Source organism: Cupriavidus sp. FW305-3-2-15-C-LB2, assembly GCF_058787575.1.
Map to the genome: position 1 here is coordinate 80007 of NZ_JBYSZW010000018.1, position 13966 is coordinate 93972.

Annotated in this window: 12 protein-coding genes; 3 read left to right on the forward strand and 9 right to left on the reverse strand. The window is 66.7% G+C overall.

The features are described 5' to 3' along the window. Positions 1-7 precede the first annotated feature (7 nt). The gene (locus AC3WRR_RS15450; RefSeq protein ID WP_010814878.1) at positions 8-1966 is read right to left on the reverse strand and encodes an AMP-dependent synthetase/ligase; all 1959 of its coding nucleotides are present in this window, start codon (positions 1964-1966) and stop codon (positions 8-10) included. Positions 1967-2203: 237 nt separating this feature from the next. Between AC3WRR_RS15450 and AC3WRR_RS15455 the strand changes: the two genes are divergently transcribed. Both AC3WRR_RS15455 and AC3WRR_RS15460 read left to right on the forward strand, forming a co-directional pair. Beyond that, positions 2204-2872 carry a Crp/Fnr family transcriptional regulator gene (locus tag AC3WRR_RS15455; RefSeq protein WP_010814879.1) on the forward strand — a complete coding sequence of 223 codons (669 nt, stop codon included), beginning with the start codon at positions 2204-2206 and terminating at the stop codon, positions 2870-2872. Position 2873: 1 nt separating this feature from the next. After that, positions 2874-3296 (forward strand): DUF3293 domain-containing protein, encoded by a 423-nt coding sequence (locus AC3WRR_RS15460; RefSeq protein WP_492297379.1) that lies wholly within the window; start codon positions 2874-2876, stop codon positions 3294-3296. Between the two features lie 33 nt (positions 3297-3329). Here AC3WRR_RS15460 and AC3WRR_RS15465 read toward each other — a convergent pair whose 3' ends face one another. The 5 genes from AC3WRR_RS15465 to AC3WRR_RS15485 form a co-directional block, all read right to left on the reverse strand. Further along, entirely contained in the window at positions 3330-3518 is a 189-nt protein-coding gene (locus AC3WRR_RS15465; RefSeq protein ID WP_492297380.1) for a hypothetical protein, read from the reverse strand. 344 nt (positions 3519-3862) lie between these two features. Beyond that, positions 3863-4717: a 3-hydroxybutyryl-CoA dehydrogenase gene (locus AC3WRR_RS15470; protein ID WP_010814882.1), complete on the reverse strand. Its 855-nt coding sequence runs from the start codon at positions 4715-4717 to the stop codon at positions 3863-3865. A gap of 51 nt (positions 4718-4768) precedes the next feature. After that, positions 4769-5206, reverse strand: a complete 438-nt coding sequence (locus tag AC3WRR_RS15475) for an HIT family protein (protein WP_010814883.1) — start codon at positions 5204-5206, stop codon at positions 4769-4771. A gap of 142 nt (positions 5207-5348) precedes the next feature. After that, positions 5349-8639 (reverse strand): fused isobutyryl-CoA mutase/GTPase IcmF, encoded by a 3291-nt coding sequence (gene icmF, locus AC3WRR_RS15480; RefSeq protein WP_492297382.1) that lies wholly within the window; start codon positions 8637-8639, stop codon positions 5349-5351. Positions 8640-8922: 283 nt separating this feature from the next. Continuing rightward, the gene (locus AC3WRR_RS15485) at positions 8923-9261 is read right to left on the reverse strand and encodes a DUF2917 domain-containing protein (RefSeq protein WP_010814885.1); all 339 of its coding nucleotides are present in this window, start codon (positions 9259-9261) and stop codon (positions 8923-8925) included. 225 nt (positions 9262-9486) lie between these two features. Between AC3WRR_RS15485 and AC3WRR_RS15490 the strand changes: the two genes are divergently transcribed. Then, complete coding sequence (locus AC3WRR_RS15490) at positions 9487-10893, forward strand: aminotransferase-like domain-containing protein (protein ID WP_010814886.1); 1407 nt, start codon at positions 9487-9489, stop codon at positions 10891-10893. Between the two features lie 6 nt (positions 10894-10899). On the opposite strand, the gene bcaP is transcribed toward AC3WRR_RS15490, so the two are convergent. From bcaP to AC3WRR_RS15505, 3 genes are all read right to left on the reverse strand, one after another. Continuing rightward, positions 10900-12297, reverse strand: coding sequence for a branched-chain amino acid transporter BcaP (bcaP, locus tag AC3WRR_RS15495; RefSeq protein WP_010814887.1), 1398 nt, complete (start codon positions 12295-12297; stop codon positions 10900-10902). A 176-nt stretch (positions 12298-12473) separates the two neighbouring features. Further along, entirely contained in the window at positions 12474-12677 is a 204-nt protein-coding gene (locus tag AC3WRR_RS15500) for a hypothetical protein (RefSeq protein ID WP_010814888.1), read from the reverse strand. 7 nt (positions 12678-12684) lie between these two features. Continuing rightward, positions 12685-13935: an MFS transporter gene (locus tag AC3WRR_RS15505; RefSeq protein ID WP_492297384.1), complete on the reverse strand. Its 1251-nt coding sequence runs from the start codon at positions 13933-13935 to the stop codon at positions 12685-12687. Positions 13936-13966 lie beyond the last annotated feature (31 nt).

Here is a 13966-nt window from a genome sequence, read left to right on the forward strand (position 1 = left end):
CCCTCGCTCATGCCGCGCGCGCCGCCACCGGCAGGCGCTTCGCATTGACCAGCTTCAGCGTGGCCGACACGCTGCCCTCGCGTCCGTCTTCGAACTTGACGCGCGTCTCGATGAACTGCTCGGACTTGCCCGCATAGAGCGCCTCCACCAGCACGCCGTATTTGTCGGCGATAAAGCCGCGGCGCACCTTGCGCGTGCGCGTGAGCTCGTCGTCGTCCGGATCCAGTTCCTTGTGCAGGACCAGGAAGCGTGCCACCTGCGATCCGGCCAGCATCGGGTCGTTGGCCAGGTCGGCATTCACCTGGTTCACGCATTCGCCGATCATTTCCAGCACCTCGGGCTGCGCGGCCAGGTCGACATAGCCGGCGTACGGCAGGTGGCGGCGCTCGGCCCAGTTGCCCACGGCCTCGAAGTCGATATTGATAAACGCGCAGACCTGGTCGCGGTCATTGCCGAAGGCCACCGCTTCCTTGATGTACGGGAAGAACTTGAGCTTGTTCTCGATGTACTTTGGCGCGAACATCGAGCCATCGGCCAGCTTGCCCACGTCCTTGGCGCGGTCGATGATCTTCAGGTGGCCGTCGGCGTCGATCACGCCGGCGTCGCCGGTCATGAAGTAGCCCTCGTCGTTGATGGCCTCGCGCGTGGCGTCATCGCGCTTGTAGTAGGACTTGAGCAGGCCCACGCCGCGCACCAGCACCTCGCCGTTGTCGGCGATGCGGATTTCCATGCCGGGCGCCGCCGGGCCGACTGAATCGAACTTGACCTTGCCGTCCGGCTGCAGGCACACATAGGCGCAGGTCTCGGTCTGGCCGTAGAACTGCTTCAGGTTCACGCCGATCGAGCGGTAGAAGCGGAACAGGTCCGGTCCGATCGCCTCGCCCGCGGTATAGCCCACGCGGATGCGGCTCATGCCCAGCACATTGCGCAACGGGCCGTAGACCAGCGCTTCGCCAAGGGCGTAGCGCGCGCGGTCCGCGAGCGATACCGGCTTGCCGTCGAGGATATCGGTGCCGCAGCGCTTCGCCACGTCCATGGCCCAGTGGAACAGCTTGCGCTTGATCCAGCCGGCATCCTCCATGCGGATCATCACCTGCGTCAGCAGCCCTTCATAGATGCGCGGCGGCGCAAAGTAGTAGGTGGGGCCGATCTCGCGCAGGTCGGTCATCACCGTTTCGCGCGATTCCGGGCAGTTCACCGTGAAGCCCGCCACCATCGCCTGCGCGTATGAGAACAGATTGTCGCCCACCCATGCCATCGGCAGGTAGGACAGCACGTCGTCGTCCGCGCTGAGCTTGTCGAAGGCGCAGCCGTTGCGCGCCGCGCCGATCAGGCCGTAGTGCGAATGGCACACGCCCTTGGGCTTGCCGGTGGTGCCGGAGGTATAGAGGATGATCGCGGTGTCGTCGGGCTGGCCGGCGGCGATGGCCTCGTCATAGAAGCCCGGGTGCGCCTGGTCGAACTCGCGGCCCAGTTCCTGTAGCTGTTCATAAGACATCAGCGACGGATGGTCGTAGTCCATCAGGCCGCGCGGGTCTTCAAAGATGACGTGGCGCACGGCGCGGCCGGACTCGGCCAGCTGCGCTTCCACTTCCAGCAGCTTGTCGACCTGCTCCTGGTCCTCGACGATGGCGAACTCGATCTCCGCATCGTTGAGCACGTAGACCATCTCGTTGGCGATGGCGTCCTGGTACAGCGGCACCGGCACACCGCCCAGCGCCTGCGCCGCGGTCATGGCCCAGTACAGCCGCGGGCGGTTGTCGCCCACCACCGCCAGATTCATGCCACGCCTGAAACCGAGTGCGGCCAGCCCGCAAGCCAGTGCCCTCACCTGCTGCGCCGCCTGGGCCCAGCTGTATGTCTGCCAGATGCCGAGATCCTTCTCGCGGTGAGCCGGATGATCCGGCCGCTGCTGGGCGTGCGCCAGCAGCCATCGCGGGAAGGTCGTCGCCGACGATTCCTGCATCGCTGTCTCCTGTCCCTCCGGCGTGGGGATCCACGCGCGGTGTCAAGCGTCGGTCCGGTGGTTATACTTGGCTTGTTTTGCCTGGCGGCAGTCATGCCGCAGCGCATCAAGCCCGTGGTGCCTTGTTTTGCGGCACTTCCCGGCTCCGTGGTGATCGTAAGATAGCCCATGCCATCCACCCGGGTTGTCACGCCGGTGACAATTCCGGGTTAATCCCTACCGGAGCAAATTCAGGCCATGCTGAACGATTTTGTCGACCGCTGCGTGTGGGCAGCAGACCTGAGTCCCGAGCAGCGCGAGCGCGTGCGCCGCGCCATGTTCGTGCACGAGTACACCCAGGGCGACTACGTCTGTCACAAGGGTGACATGGCCGAGCACTGGATGGGCGTGCTCGAAGGCATCGTCAAGATCACCACGGTGTCGCCCTCGGGCAAGTCGGTCACATTCACCGGCGTGCCCACCGGCGGCTGGTTCGGCGAAGGCGCGGTGCTCAAGTCGGAAATCCGCAAGTACGACGTGATGGCGCTGCGCCGCTCGACCATCGCCTTCCTGCCGCGCGACACTTTTCTGTGGTTGCTGGATACCAGCCTGCCGTTCACGCGCTTCCTGCTGACCCAGTTCAACGAACGCCTGGGACAGTTCATCGCCGCGGTGGAATATGAGCGGCTGCTCGACATCGATTCGCGCGTGGCGCGCGCGGTGTCGTCGCTGTTCAATGAGCACCTGTATCCGGGGATCGGCAAGACGCTGGAGATCTCGCAGGAAGAGATCGGCCTGCTCGCTGGCATCTCGCGCCAGCGCGCCAACCAGGCGCTCAAGGTGCTGGAACAGCAGGGCCTGGTGCGGGTGGACTACGGCGTGATCGAGGTGCTGGACCTGGAGGGGTTGCGGCAGTACGGCGAATAACATGGCCAGCGCCATCGACGACGCCACGCTGCAGGCCTATCGCGAGACGCACTACCGCGTGCTGGGCGACCTGCCGATGGTATTGCGGGTAGACCAACCCAGCGCCCCGCTGGCGGCGCTGCACCGCGCGCTGGGCGTGACAGCGAGCGCCTTCATTACCGCCGCCAACCCGTTCAGCCTGCGCTGCGACGACGACACCAACGCAAAGCGCCAGCAAGCGCTGGCGCAAGACTTGGCAAGGATGGGATTGCGCGCAATCGAAGCCGCCGGAGAGCATCCACGCAACGGCTGGCCGGCCGAGCCGAGCTTCCTGGTGCCGGGGCTGTCGCTGGAGGATGCACGGGCACTCGGCGAGAAATACGAACAGAACGCGGTGGTCTGGAGCGGCGCGGACGCGGTGCCGCGGCTGGTGCTGCTGCGCTGAACGCCGGGCCGGGCGGTGGTGCCGGCCGGCGCCTCAGCCGGTGCGGCGGTCAGTGGCCGTGATGACCACGATGGCCGTGATGACCGTGATGCCCATGGCCGTGGTGGCGATAGTGATGATGCCGATGATAGTGGTGATGGCGGCCGCGCCACTCATGGCGGCCATACCAGCGACGGCCATCCCAATAACGGTCGCCATGCCAGCCGTGATGGCGCGGCGCATACACCACGTGCGGCGGGGGTGCCACATAGACCGGGGCCGGCGCCGCATAGACCGGCGCGCCGATCTGCACGCCCACGTCCACATGGGCCATCGCCGAACGGGCCGCCAGCAGGGACATTGCGCCCGCGAGCAGCGCAGCAAAGAGAATCGGGGGAGCCATGGAGCTTGTTTTGTCGTAATGGGAATGAGTGCACTCTACCGCGCATTCCTGTTACCGGATGCGGCGGAGTGTTTCGGCATATAACGCCGTGTAAGCGGGATTTGGCGGCAACCGGAACCGGCCCCGGAAAAAGCAGCGGCCGCCCGCAGGCGGCCGCTGTACCACGCGGCAAGTGCCGGGCAGCTTACTTGCTATAGACGTACACGCCGCGGCCAGTCTTGCGGCCCAGGTAGCCGGCAGCGACCATCTCGCGCATCAGCATCGCCGGGCGGTACTTCGGATCCGCAAACTCCGTGTACAGCACTTCCATCACGGCCAGCATGGTGTCCAGGCCGATCATGTCAGCCAGCGCCAGCGGCCCGATCGGGTGGTTGCAGCCCAGCTTCATGCCTTCGTCGATCTCTTCCGGCGAGGCCAGGCCTTCGCCCAGCACGCAGAAGGCCTCGTTGATCATCGGGCACAGGATGCGGTTGACGACGAAGCCCGGGCTGTTCTTGACCGTGATCGGGTATTTGCCGAGCTGCTTCGACAGGGCCTCGACGGCGGCGTGGGTGGTGTCGCTGGTCTGCAGGCCGCGGATCAGTTCCACCAGCGCCATCACCGGCACCGGGTTGAAGAAGTGCATGCCGATAAAGCGGTCGGCGCGCGAGGTCACGGCAGCCAGCTTGGTGATCGAGATCGACGAGGTGTTGGACGCGATGATCACGTTCTCGCCGACGATGCCGTCGATCTGCTTGAGGATCTTGACCTTCAGGTCGTAGTTCTCGGTGGCGGCCTCGATCACGATATCGGTGGCCTTGAGATCGTCATACGAGGTGCTGCCCTTGATGCGCGCCAGCGCGCTGGCCTTGTCGGCCTCGGTCAGCTTTTCCTTCTTGATCAGACGGTCCAGGCTGCTTGCCACGGTGGCGACACCCTTCTGCACGGCGGCATCGCTGATGTCGACCATCACCACGTTGAGACCTACCACTGCGCAGGCCTGGGCGATGCCATTGCCCATGGTGCCGGCACCGACGATGCCCACTGTCCTGATGCTCATCTTGTCTTCCTCTGCTTGGTTGGATTGCTGATTGATCGGTTCAGGCGCGGCTCAGGCGCCCTGCTCGCGCAGCGCGGCGATGATGCGCTGGGCATGGCCCTTGAGCTGTTCCGGGTCCTGCATCTCGCGCGCATGGCCGCGCAGCGCGCTGTCGGCATAGCGCGGCACGATATGGAAATGGACGTGCGGCACGGTCTGGCCCGCGGCCGCGCCGTTGAACTGGCCGATGGAGATGCCGTCGGGCGCAAACGCCGCGCGCACCGCGCGCGCCACGCGCTGCGTGGCGACAATGGCGGCCTGCGCGCCCTGCTCGGACAGGTCGAACAGGTTGACCGCGGCTTCCTTGGGCACCACCAGCGTATGGCCGTCGGCCTGCGGCATGATGTCCATGAAGGCGATGGTATCGTCGTCCTCGTAGACCTTGATGCACGGCAGCTCGCCGCGCAGGATCTTCGCGAAGATATTGGTCGGGTTGTACTGGGTGTCCATGATCTTTGGCTTGCGGTTGTCTCGAATACGTTTGCCGTGGCGCGGCCGCCGGCACAGCCTTCGAGTGTAACGCAGGGCGACCCTTCACTGCGGCCGCCCTGCGCGGTAATCGGGCACTGCTTGCTGCGCGGTGCCGCCGGCTCTACATATTGCGCCGGTACTGCCCGCCCACTTCGAACAGCGCATGGGTGATCTGCCCCAGCGAGCAAACCCGCACCGCGTCCATCAGCACCGCAAATACGTTCTGGTTGTCGATCACCGCCTGGCGCAACTGCGCCAGCATGGCCGGCGCCTCGGCCGCGTGGGCCTGCTGGAACGCATGCAGGCGGTCGAGCTGGCTCTGCTTCTCGGCCTCGCTGGAGCGCGCCAGCTCCAGCTTCTGCGGGGTCGGGTCGCCGTCCGGGTTGCGGAACGTGTTCACGCCGATGATGGGCAGCGTGCCGTCGTGCTTGAGCTGCTCATAGTAGAGCGACTCTTCCTGGATCTTGCCGCGCTGGTAGCCGGTCTCCATCGCACCGAGCACGCCGCCGCGCTCGGCAATGCGCTCGAACTCCTGCAGCACCGCCTCTTCCACCAGGTCGGTCAGCTCCTCGATCAGGAAGCTGCCCTGGTTGGGGTTCTCGCACCTGGCCACGCCCCACTCGCGGTTGATGATCAGCTGGATCGCCAGCGCGCGGCGCACCGACTCGCCGGTGGGCGTGGTGATGGCCTCGTCGTAGGCATTGGTATGCAGCGAATTGCAGTTGTCGTAGATCGCGATCAGCGCCTGCAGCGTGGTGCGGATATCGTTGAAGTCGATCTCCTGCGCATGCAGCGAGCGGCCCGAAGTCTGGATGTGGTACTTCAGCTTCTGGCTGCGCTCGTTGGCGCCGTATTTGTCGCGCATGGTCACGGCCCAGATGCGGCGCGCGACGCGGCCCAGCACGCTGTACTCCGGGTCCATGCCGTTGGAGAAGAAGAACGACAGGTTGGAAGCGAAATCGTCGATATGCATGCCGCGCGCCAGGTACGCCTCCACATAGGTGAAGCCGTTGGACAGCGTGAACGCCAGCTGCGAGATCGGGTTCGCGCCGGCCTCGGCGATGTGGTAGCCGGAGATCGACACCGAGTAGAAGTTGCGCACCTGGTGGTGGACAAAGTACTCCTGGATATCGCCCATCACCTTGAGCGAGAACTCGGTGGAGAAGATGCAGGTGTTCTGGCCCTGGTCTTCCTTGAGAATGTCGGCCTGCACCGTGCCGCGCACGTTCTGCAGCACCCAGGCGCGGATCTTGGCTTCTTCGTCGGCGGTGGGCTCGCGCTGGTTGTCGGCGCGGAACTTGTCGAGCTGCTGGTCGATGGCGGTGTTCATGAACATCGCCAAAATGGTCGGGGCCGGGCCGTTGATGGTCATCGACACCGAGGTGCTCGGGCTGGTCAGGTCGAAGCCGTCGTACAGCACCTTCATGTCGTCGAGCGTGGCGATCGACACGCCGGAGTTGCCGACCTTGCCGTAGATGTCCGGACGCACATGCGGGTCTTCGCCATACAGCGTGACCGAGTCGAACGCGGTCGACAGCCGCTTGGCATCCATACCTTCGGACACCAGCTTGAAGCGCCGGTTGGTGCGGAAGGCATCGCCCTCGCCGGCGAACATGCGGGTGGGGTCTTCGTTCTCGCGCTTGAAGGCGAACACGCCGGCGGTGTATGGGAAGCTGCCGGGAACGTTCTCGCGCATCAGCCACTTCAGCACCTCGCCGTCGTCCTCGAAGCGCGGCAGCACCACCTTGCGCACCTTGGTGCCGGACAGCGTGGTCGTAACCAGCCCGGTGCGGATCTCCCGGTCGCGGATTTTCACTACGTACTCGTCGCCGCTGTAGGCTTCGCGCATCTGCGGCCACATCGCCAGCAGCTTGCGCTCGACCTGGCCGAGGGCGCTGTCGCGCTCCGCCGCCAGCGCATCCAGCGCCGCGCCATCGCCTTGCGCGGCCTGCACCATGCGGCTCGATTCACGCAGTTGCTGGCGCTCGCGTGCAATGCGGCTCTGCTCCATCACGCGGCGGTGGTAGCCGCGCACCGTGTCTGCCAGTTCCGCCAGGTAGCGGCTGCGCGCCGGCGGCACGATCACATTCTGGCCGGTGGAGATGCGCCCCGCCTGCGCCGGCAGCACGCCCGGCTGCAGTTTCAGGCCGCGTTCGGCCAGCGCCGCGCGCAGCCCCTGGTACAGCATGGTCACGCCATCGTCATTGAAGCGCGACGCCTGCGTGCCGTAGACCGGCATGTCCTCGGCCTTGCCGTGCCATTGCTCGCGGTTGCGCTGCACCTGCTTGGCCACGTCGCGCCACGCGTCCTGCGCGCCCTTGCGGTCGAACTTGTTGATGGCGACGAAGTCGGCAAAGTCCAGCATGTCGATCTTCTCGAGCTGGCTGGCCGCGCCGAACTCGGGCGTCATCACATAGAGCGACAGATCCACGTGCGGCACGATGGCCGCGTCGCCCTGGCCGATGCCCGAGGTCTCGACGATCACCAGGTCGAAGCCCGCCACCTTGCACGCGGCGATCACGTCCGGCAGCGCCTGCGAGATCTCGGAGCCAGCCTCGCGCGTGGCCAGCGAGCGCATGAAGATGTTCGGGTGGTTGATCGCGTTCATGCGGATGCGGTCGCCCAGCAGCGCGCCGCCCGACTTGCGCCGCGACGGGTCGATCGAGATCACGGCGATCGACAGCGCATCCTGCTGGTCGAGGCGGAAGCGGCGGATCAGTTCGTCGGTCAGTGAAGACTTGCCGGCGCCGCCGGTGCCGGTGATGCCGAGCACCGGGATCGATGCCGCTGCCGCTTGCGCATGCATCGCCTGCACCAGCGCCGGATCGGCCTTGCCGTTCTCCAGCGCGGTAATCAACTGGGCCAGCGCGCGGCGGTCGCCGCCGGTGACGGGTTCGAGCGAGGCCGGCGCATAGCGCGACAGGTCGATGTCGCAGCGCTGCACCATATCTGCAATCATGCCGGCCAGGCCCATGCGCTGGCCGTCCTCGGGGCTGAAGATGCGCGCCACGCCGTAGGCCTGCAGCTCGCGGATCTCGTCCGGCACGATCACGCCGCCACCGCCGCCAAAGACCTGCACGTGCTCGCCGCCCTTCTCGCGCAGCAAGTCGACCATGTACTTGAAATATTCGACATGGCCGCCCTGGTAGCTGGAAATCGCGATGCCCTGCGCGTCTTCCTGCAGCGCCGCCGTCACCACTTCCTCGACCGAGCGGTTGTGGCCGAGGTGGACCACCTCGCAGCCATGCGACTGCAGGATGCGGCGCATGATGTTGATCGAGGCGTCATGGCCATCGAACAGCGACGCCGCCGTGACAAGGCGCACCTTGTTGACCGGACCGCGGCCTTGCGCGGTGGGCTTGGGCTGGGGCGCACCGCGGCGCACATCATGCACATCGGAAAGGTCGGTCATTGTCTCCACCGTCTGTGGTGTTGGCTGCCACCGCGGCGTGCGCCTGAAGTACCGCTCTGTGCCGGCTTGGCTGCAAACGCGCGGGCTGCGCCCCCGGGTCGGGGCCGATCGATTATATGACGTTGACGTTAACGTAAAGCAATGGGGCGGAACCCCGAGCCCGGCGTGCATGGGACGGGGCTGTCCCTATAGAGTAGGCGCCCGCGGCAGGCGCCGCGCAAGCATCCGGGCAAACAAAAGGCCACCCTCAGGTGGCCGTTCCGGCAAAGCTTGAGTGGTCCGCTCAGGCCCAGATCCTGGGGCACTCCCCGAACGCATCCGTGCTGTGCTCCTCCACCCGGTGCCGCATCGCCCGCAGCCACGCCACCAGCCGCCGCAGCGACCACGGCGCCGGCACCTGTGCCAGCGTAAAGCGCGCGCCCGCGCCATCGCCCGACAGCCACACCCGGTAGCCCTCCGGCAACGCCAGCTCAGTGCCCGGCTCCAGCCAGATGTCGTTGGGACTGCCTTCCACCGTCACCCACAACTTGCCCGCCACCGCGCAGACGGTCTGCCCGTAACCGGCGCGCCAGCTCACTGGCAGCCCAGGCTCGTCCAGCTCGAAAGTCCGTAGTTCGCGCATGTCCCACTCCTCATAGCCCGGCGGTCGCGTCCGGCGCCGGCCCCCGTGGATGCCGAATGATCACGGTAGCCGGCGCCTTCCTCCGCCACGCTTCCATTATTCGCATCCCTCACTACAATCCCATGTACAGTTGTGAACAGTTTTCGATGAACTGTTCAGTAGTTTTCCCTGACAGTTGTCGCTTGTAGCGATCTGCGCCTACCGGCTTCCCCCGGCTGCCTGCCCATGAAACTAATCTTAGATGCTTCCACCGGAATTCCACTGACCGAGCAGATCGTTGCCGGCGTGAAAGCGTGGATCGGCAACCGCGAAGCACGGCCCGGCGCACGCCTGCCGTCAATCCGGCAGTTGGCGGCGGAGAACGGCATCAGCCGCTTCCCGGTGATCGAAGCCTATGACCGGCTGGTATCGCAGGGGCTGCTGGATTCGCGCCAGGGTTCGGGCTTCTATGTGGCGGACAGCCCGCTGGCGGGGCGCTCGGCGTGCGGATGGTCCGATCCGAGCCTGGCCGAGGATCTTTCCGACCACATCCTCGAGCAGTTCAACCACCCCAGCGGCACGCTCAAGCTGGCCGGGGGCTTCGTGCCGGAGACCTGGCGCGACGTCGAGGGGCTGACGCAGGCGATCCGCGCGATCTCGCGCAATGAGATCGACAGCGTGATCCACTACGCCACGCCGATGGGGCATCCGGAACTGCGTCGCCAGGTGTTGCTGCGCGTGCGCCAGCTGGGCATCGCCGCCGAACTGCCGCAAGTGCTGATCACCACCGGTGCCAGCCAGGCGCTGGACCTGGTGGTACGCCACCTGCTCAAGCCCGGCGATACCGTGTTCGTGGAAGATCCCGGCTACTACAACCTGTTCGGGCTGCTGCGGCTGCATGGGGTGCAGCTGGTGGGCGTGCCGCACACGGCCAACGGCCCCGACCCGGACGCCACCGAGGCGCTGCTGCGCCAGCACAAGCCCAAGCTGTTCTTCACCAACAGCGTGCTGCAGAACCCGACCGGATCGACGCTGGCGCCGCCGGTGGCATTCCGGCTGCTGGAGCTGGCGCGCCGGCATGGCTTCCGCTTTGTCGAGGACGATATCTTCTCGGACTTCCAGACCCACTTCACCGACCGGCTGGCCACGCTGGACCAGCTTGAGCACGTGATCTACATCGGCGGCTTTTCCAAGACGGTGTCGGCCTCGCTGCGGGTCGGCTACCTGGTGGCGGACAAGGCGCTGGTCAAGGACCTGGTCGATGTGAAGGTGCTGACCAGCGTGGCCGGTTCGCACTTCGCGGAAGCAGTCACGGCGGCGCTGCTGGAGCGCGGCGGCTACCGCAAGTATGTGGAGCGGCTGCGCCTGCGCGTGCGCGAGGCCTGCGCCAATGCCGTGCGGCAACTGACCGGCAACGGCTGGGAGGTGTTCTGCCAGCCGTCCGGCGGCAACTTCCTGTGGGCGCGCCCGCCCGGCATCGAGGATTCGCGCGAACTGGTGACGCTGGGCGAGGAATACGGCGTGACGCTGGCCCCAGGCAACTACTTCCGCCCGGGCGGCGAGACCTCGGCATGGATCCGGATCAACGCCGCCTATGCCAACGAGCCGCGCGCGGTGGCCTTCATGAAGGCCGCGGCCGGGCGCGGCGGCTGAAGGCGCTCAGCCGCCGTGGTTATGCAGCACGGCATTACGCCGCGCGTAGCCGAAGTAGATCACCAGCCCCACCGACAGCCACACGAGGAAGGCAATCCAGGTCAGCGCCTGCAGATGCGCCATCAGGAACAGGCAGAAGCCGATCGACAGCAGCGGTACCACCGGCACGCCCGGGCAGCGGAATGCGCGCGGCAGTTCCGGGCGCGTCTTGCGCAGCACCAGCACCGCCACCGAGATCAGCGTGAAGGCCGCCAGCGTACCGATATTGATCAGCTCGGCCAGCACGTTCAGCGGCACGAAGGCGGCAATCGCGGCAAACACGATGCCGACGATCCAGGTGGCGAAATACGGCGTGGCATGCACCGGGTGCACGGATGACAGCCGCTCTGGCAGCAGGCCGTCGCGCGACATCGCAAAGATCACGCGGGTCTGGCCGTAGGTCATCACCAGGATCACCGTGGTCATGCCCAGGATCGCGCCCAGGTCGACAAAGCCCGCCACCCAGTTCTGGCCCGCGAACTGCAGCGCCAGTGAGACCGGGTGGTCCACGCCGGCAAACTTCGCGAACGGCACGATGCCGGTCATGATGGCGGCCACCACCACATACAGCACCGTGCACACCGCCAGCGAACCGATGATGCCGATCGGCAGGTCGCGGCGCGGGTTGCGCACCTCTTCCGCGGCAGAGGTCACCGCGTCGAAGCCGATAAAGGCAAAGAACACCAGCGCCGCCGCATTGAAGATGCCGGCAAAGCCGAATGGCGCGAACGGCTGCCAGTTGGCCGGCTGCACATGCCACACGCCCACCGCGATAAACAGCAGCACCACGCCGATCTTGACCGCCACCATCAGGTTGTTGATGCGCGTGGATTCGCGCACGCCGTACGACACCACCCAGGTGATGGCCAGCATGATCAGGCACGCCGGCAGGTTCAGCATGGACTTCACCCCCGGCACCGAGCCTGGCGCCGCGGTCAGCGCCGCCGGCAGTTTCAGCCCGAAGCCCGCCATCAGCGACTGGAAGTAGCCCGACCACCCCACCGACACGGCGGACGTGGCCAGCCCGTATTCCAGCAGCAGGTCCCAGCCGATCATCCACGCGACGATCTCGCCCAGCGTGGCATAGCTGTAGGTATAGATCGATCCCGACACCGGGATCGCCGAGGCAAACTCCGCGTAGCACAGCGCGGCAAAGCCGCACGCCAGCGCCGCGATCACGAACGACACCGTCAGCGCCGGCCCCGCGGTCAGCGCGCCGGTGCCGGTCAGCACGAAAATGCCGGTGCCGATGATGGCGCCGATGCCCATCATCACCAGGTCGGTTGGACCCAGCACCTTCTTCAGGCCGTCATCGCGCGCGACGGCCAGCATCGCGTCGATGTCCTTGGTGCGGAACAAGCTCATTCAGACTCCATGCAACTGTGGCCGGGCACGCGGCGGCAAGCCGCGCGGGCCCGGAAAAAGGGCGGTAGTTTACGCCCGCCGCGGCGCGAAGGCGTCACATTGCGCGCCCGCGCGCGGCAGGCACGTCATCGAATGATAGAAAAGGCCAGGCTGGCCCGCACTGACCGCAGGCAAAGTCAGCCGCCGCAGCCGGGCGCCGACAGGATGCCGTCCACGCGCGCCAGGGCGGCGGCAAGCGGATCGAGCGCCAGCAGTGCAGCGCCGGCAAGGGCCAGTGCCGCCAGCGCTGCAATCCTCGCGCGCAGCGGCCACGGCCCCGCCAGGGCCGCCAGCCCCAGCGGGGCGAGGGCCGCGCAGGCAAGAAGGAGCCGCGGCAGCATCGGCACTTCAGCGGCTGGCAGCCTCGGGAACCGCGGCGTGTGCCGGGCCCTTGGCAAGTGCCGGCAACGGCCCCGCGCGGCGCAGGCCAAGCCACGAGCACGCGGCGGAGCACAGCGTCACCGCCACCAGCGCCGTGATGCTGTGCTGGTAGCTGCGCGTGGCATCGAACGACCACGCCCCCAGCTGCACCGTCAGGAAGGCGCCCAGCTGGTGCCCGAGGAACAGCAGGCCAAACACCTTGCCCTTGATCCGGCTGCCGTAGCGCTCGAAGCAGAACATCGAGGTCAGGATCACCGTGCCCAGATAGCTGGCGCCAAAGCCGACCGCAAACGGCAGCACGCCCAGGCCCGGCACCAGCAGCAACAGCATCGATGCCGAGCGCAGCGCGTAGAACGCGGCCAGCAGCCGGTGCTTGTCCCAGCGCAGCGCCAGCGCGCCGGAGACCAGGCCGCTGGCCAGCTCCAGCGCGCCGAGCGTGCTCATCGCATAGCCCATCGCCAGCCGCGGCACGCCCTGCCCCTGCCAGTACGCGATCAGGTGCACGTCGATAAAGGCCATGGTGGCGCCGCAGCCGAAGAAGCCGGCCGCCAGCGCATAGAACACCGGGTCACGCCGCACCACCGTCCATGCCGGCACATCGGCCCCGGCCGTGCATGGCGCCGGTGCGGACGCCGGCTCCCAGCGCGAAGTCAGCCACAAGGCGCCGGCCACCGGCAACGCAAACACCGCACCGGCCACGCCGAACGCCGTGATCCAGCCCGCCTGCGGCTGCAGCCAGATCCACAGCGGCGACAGCACGATAAAGCCGATCGCGGTGCCGTTGGTAACCACCGCATAGGCCAGCCCCTTCTTGCGCTCCTCGAACAGCCGGTCCACCAGGATGCCCATCGGCACAAAGGTCATGGCCGCCAGCCCGAACGCACCGGCGAGGCCGAACATCAGCACGAAGAACGTCAGCGATCCCGGCCACAGCGCCGCGCCACCCAGCGCAATGCCTGCCGCCAGCGCCCCAGCGGCCGCGGTGCGCAGCGGGCCGACGCGATCGCTGAGCGCGCCGACCACCGGCGACATCAGCCCGGTGGCGAGCATAAAGACACTGCCGGACCAGGCAAACTGCGCACGGCCCTGCCCGAAGTGCGTGGCGAGGTCGACGAAGTACACCTGGTAGAGGCCCTTGACCGCGGTCGACACGAACATCACGGCAAAGCCGATGGCGACCAGGGCCACGGTGACGGCGGGCAGGCGGGTGCGGTGCATGGCGATCTCTCTTTGGCAGGGGTTCGTTGAC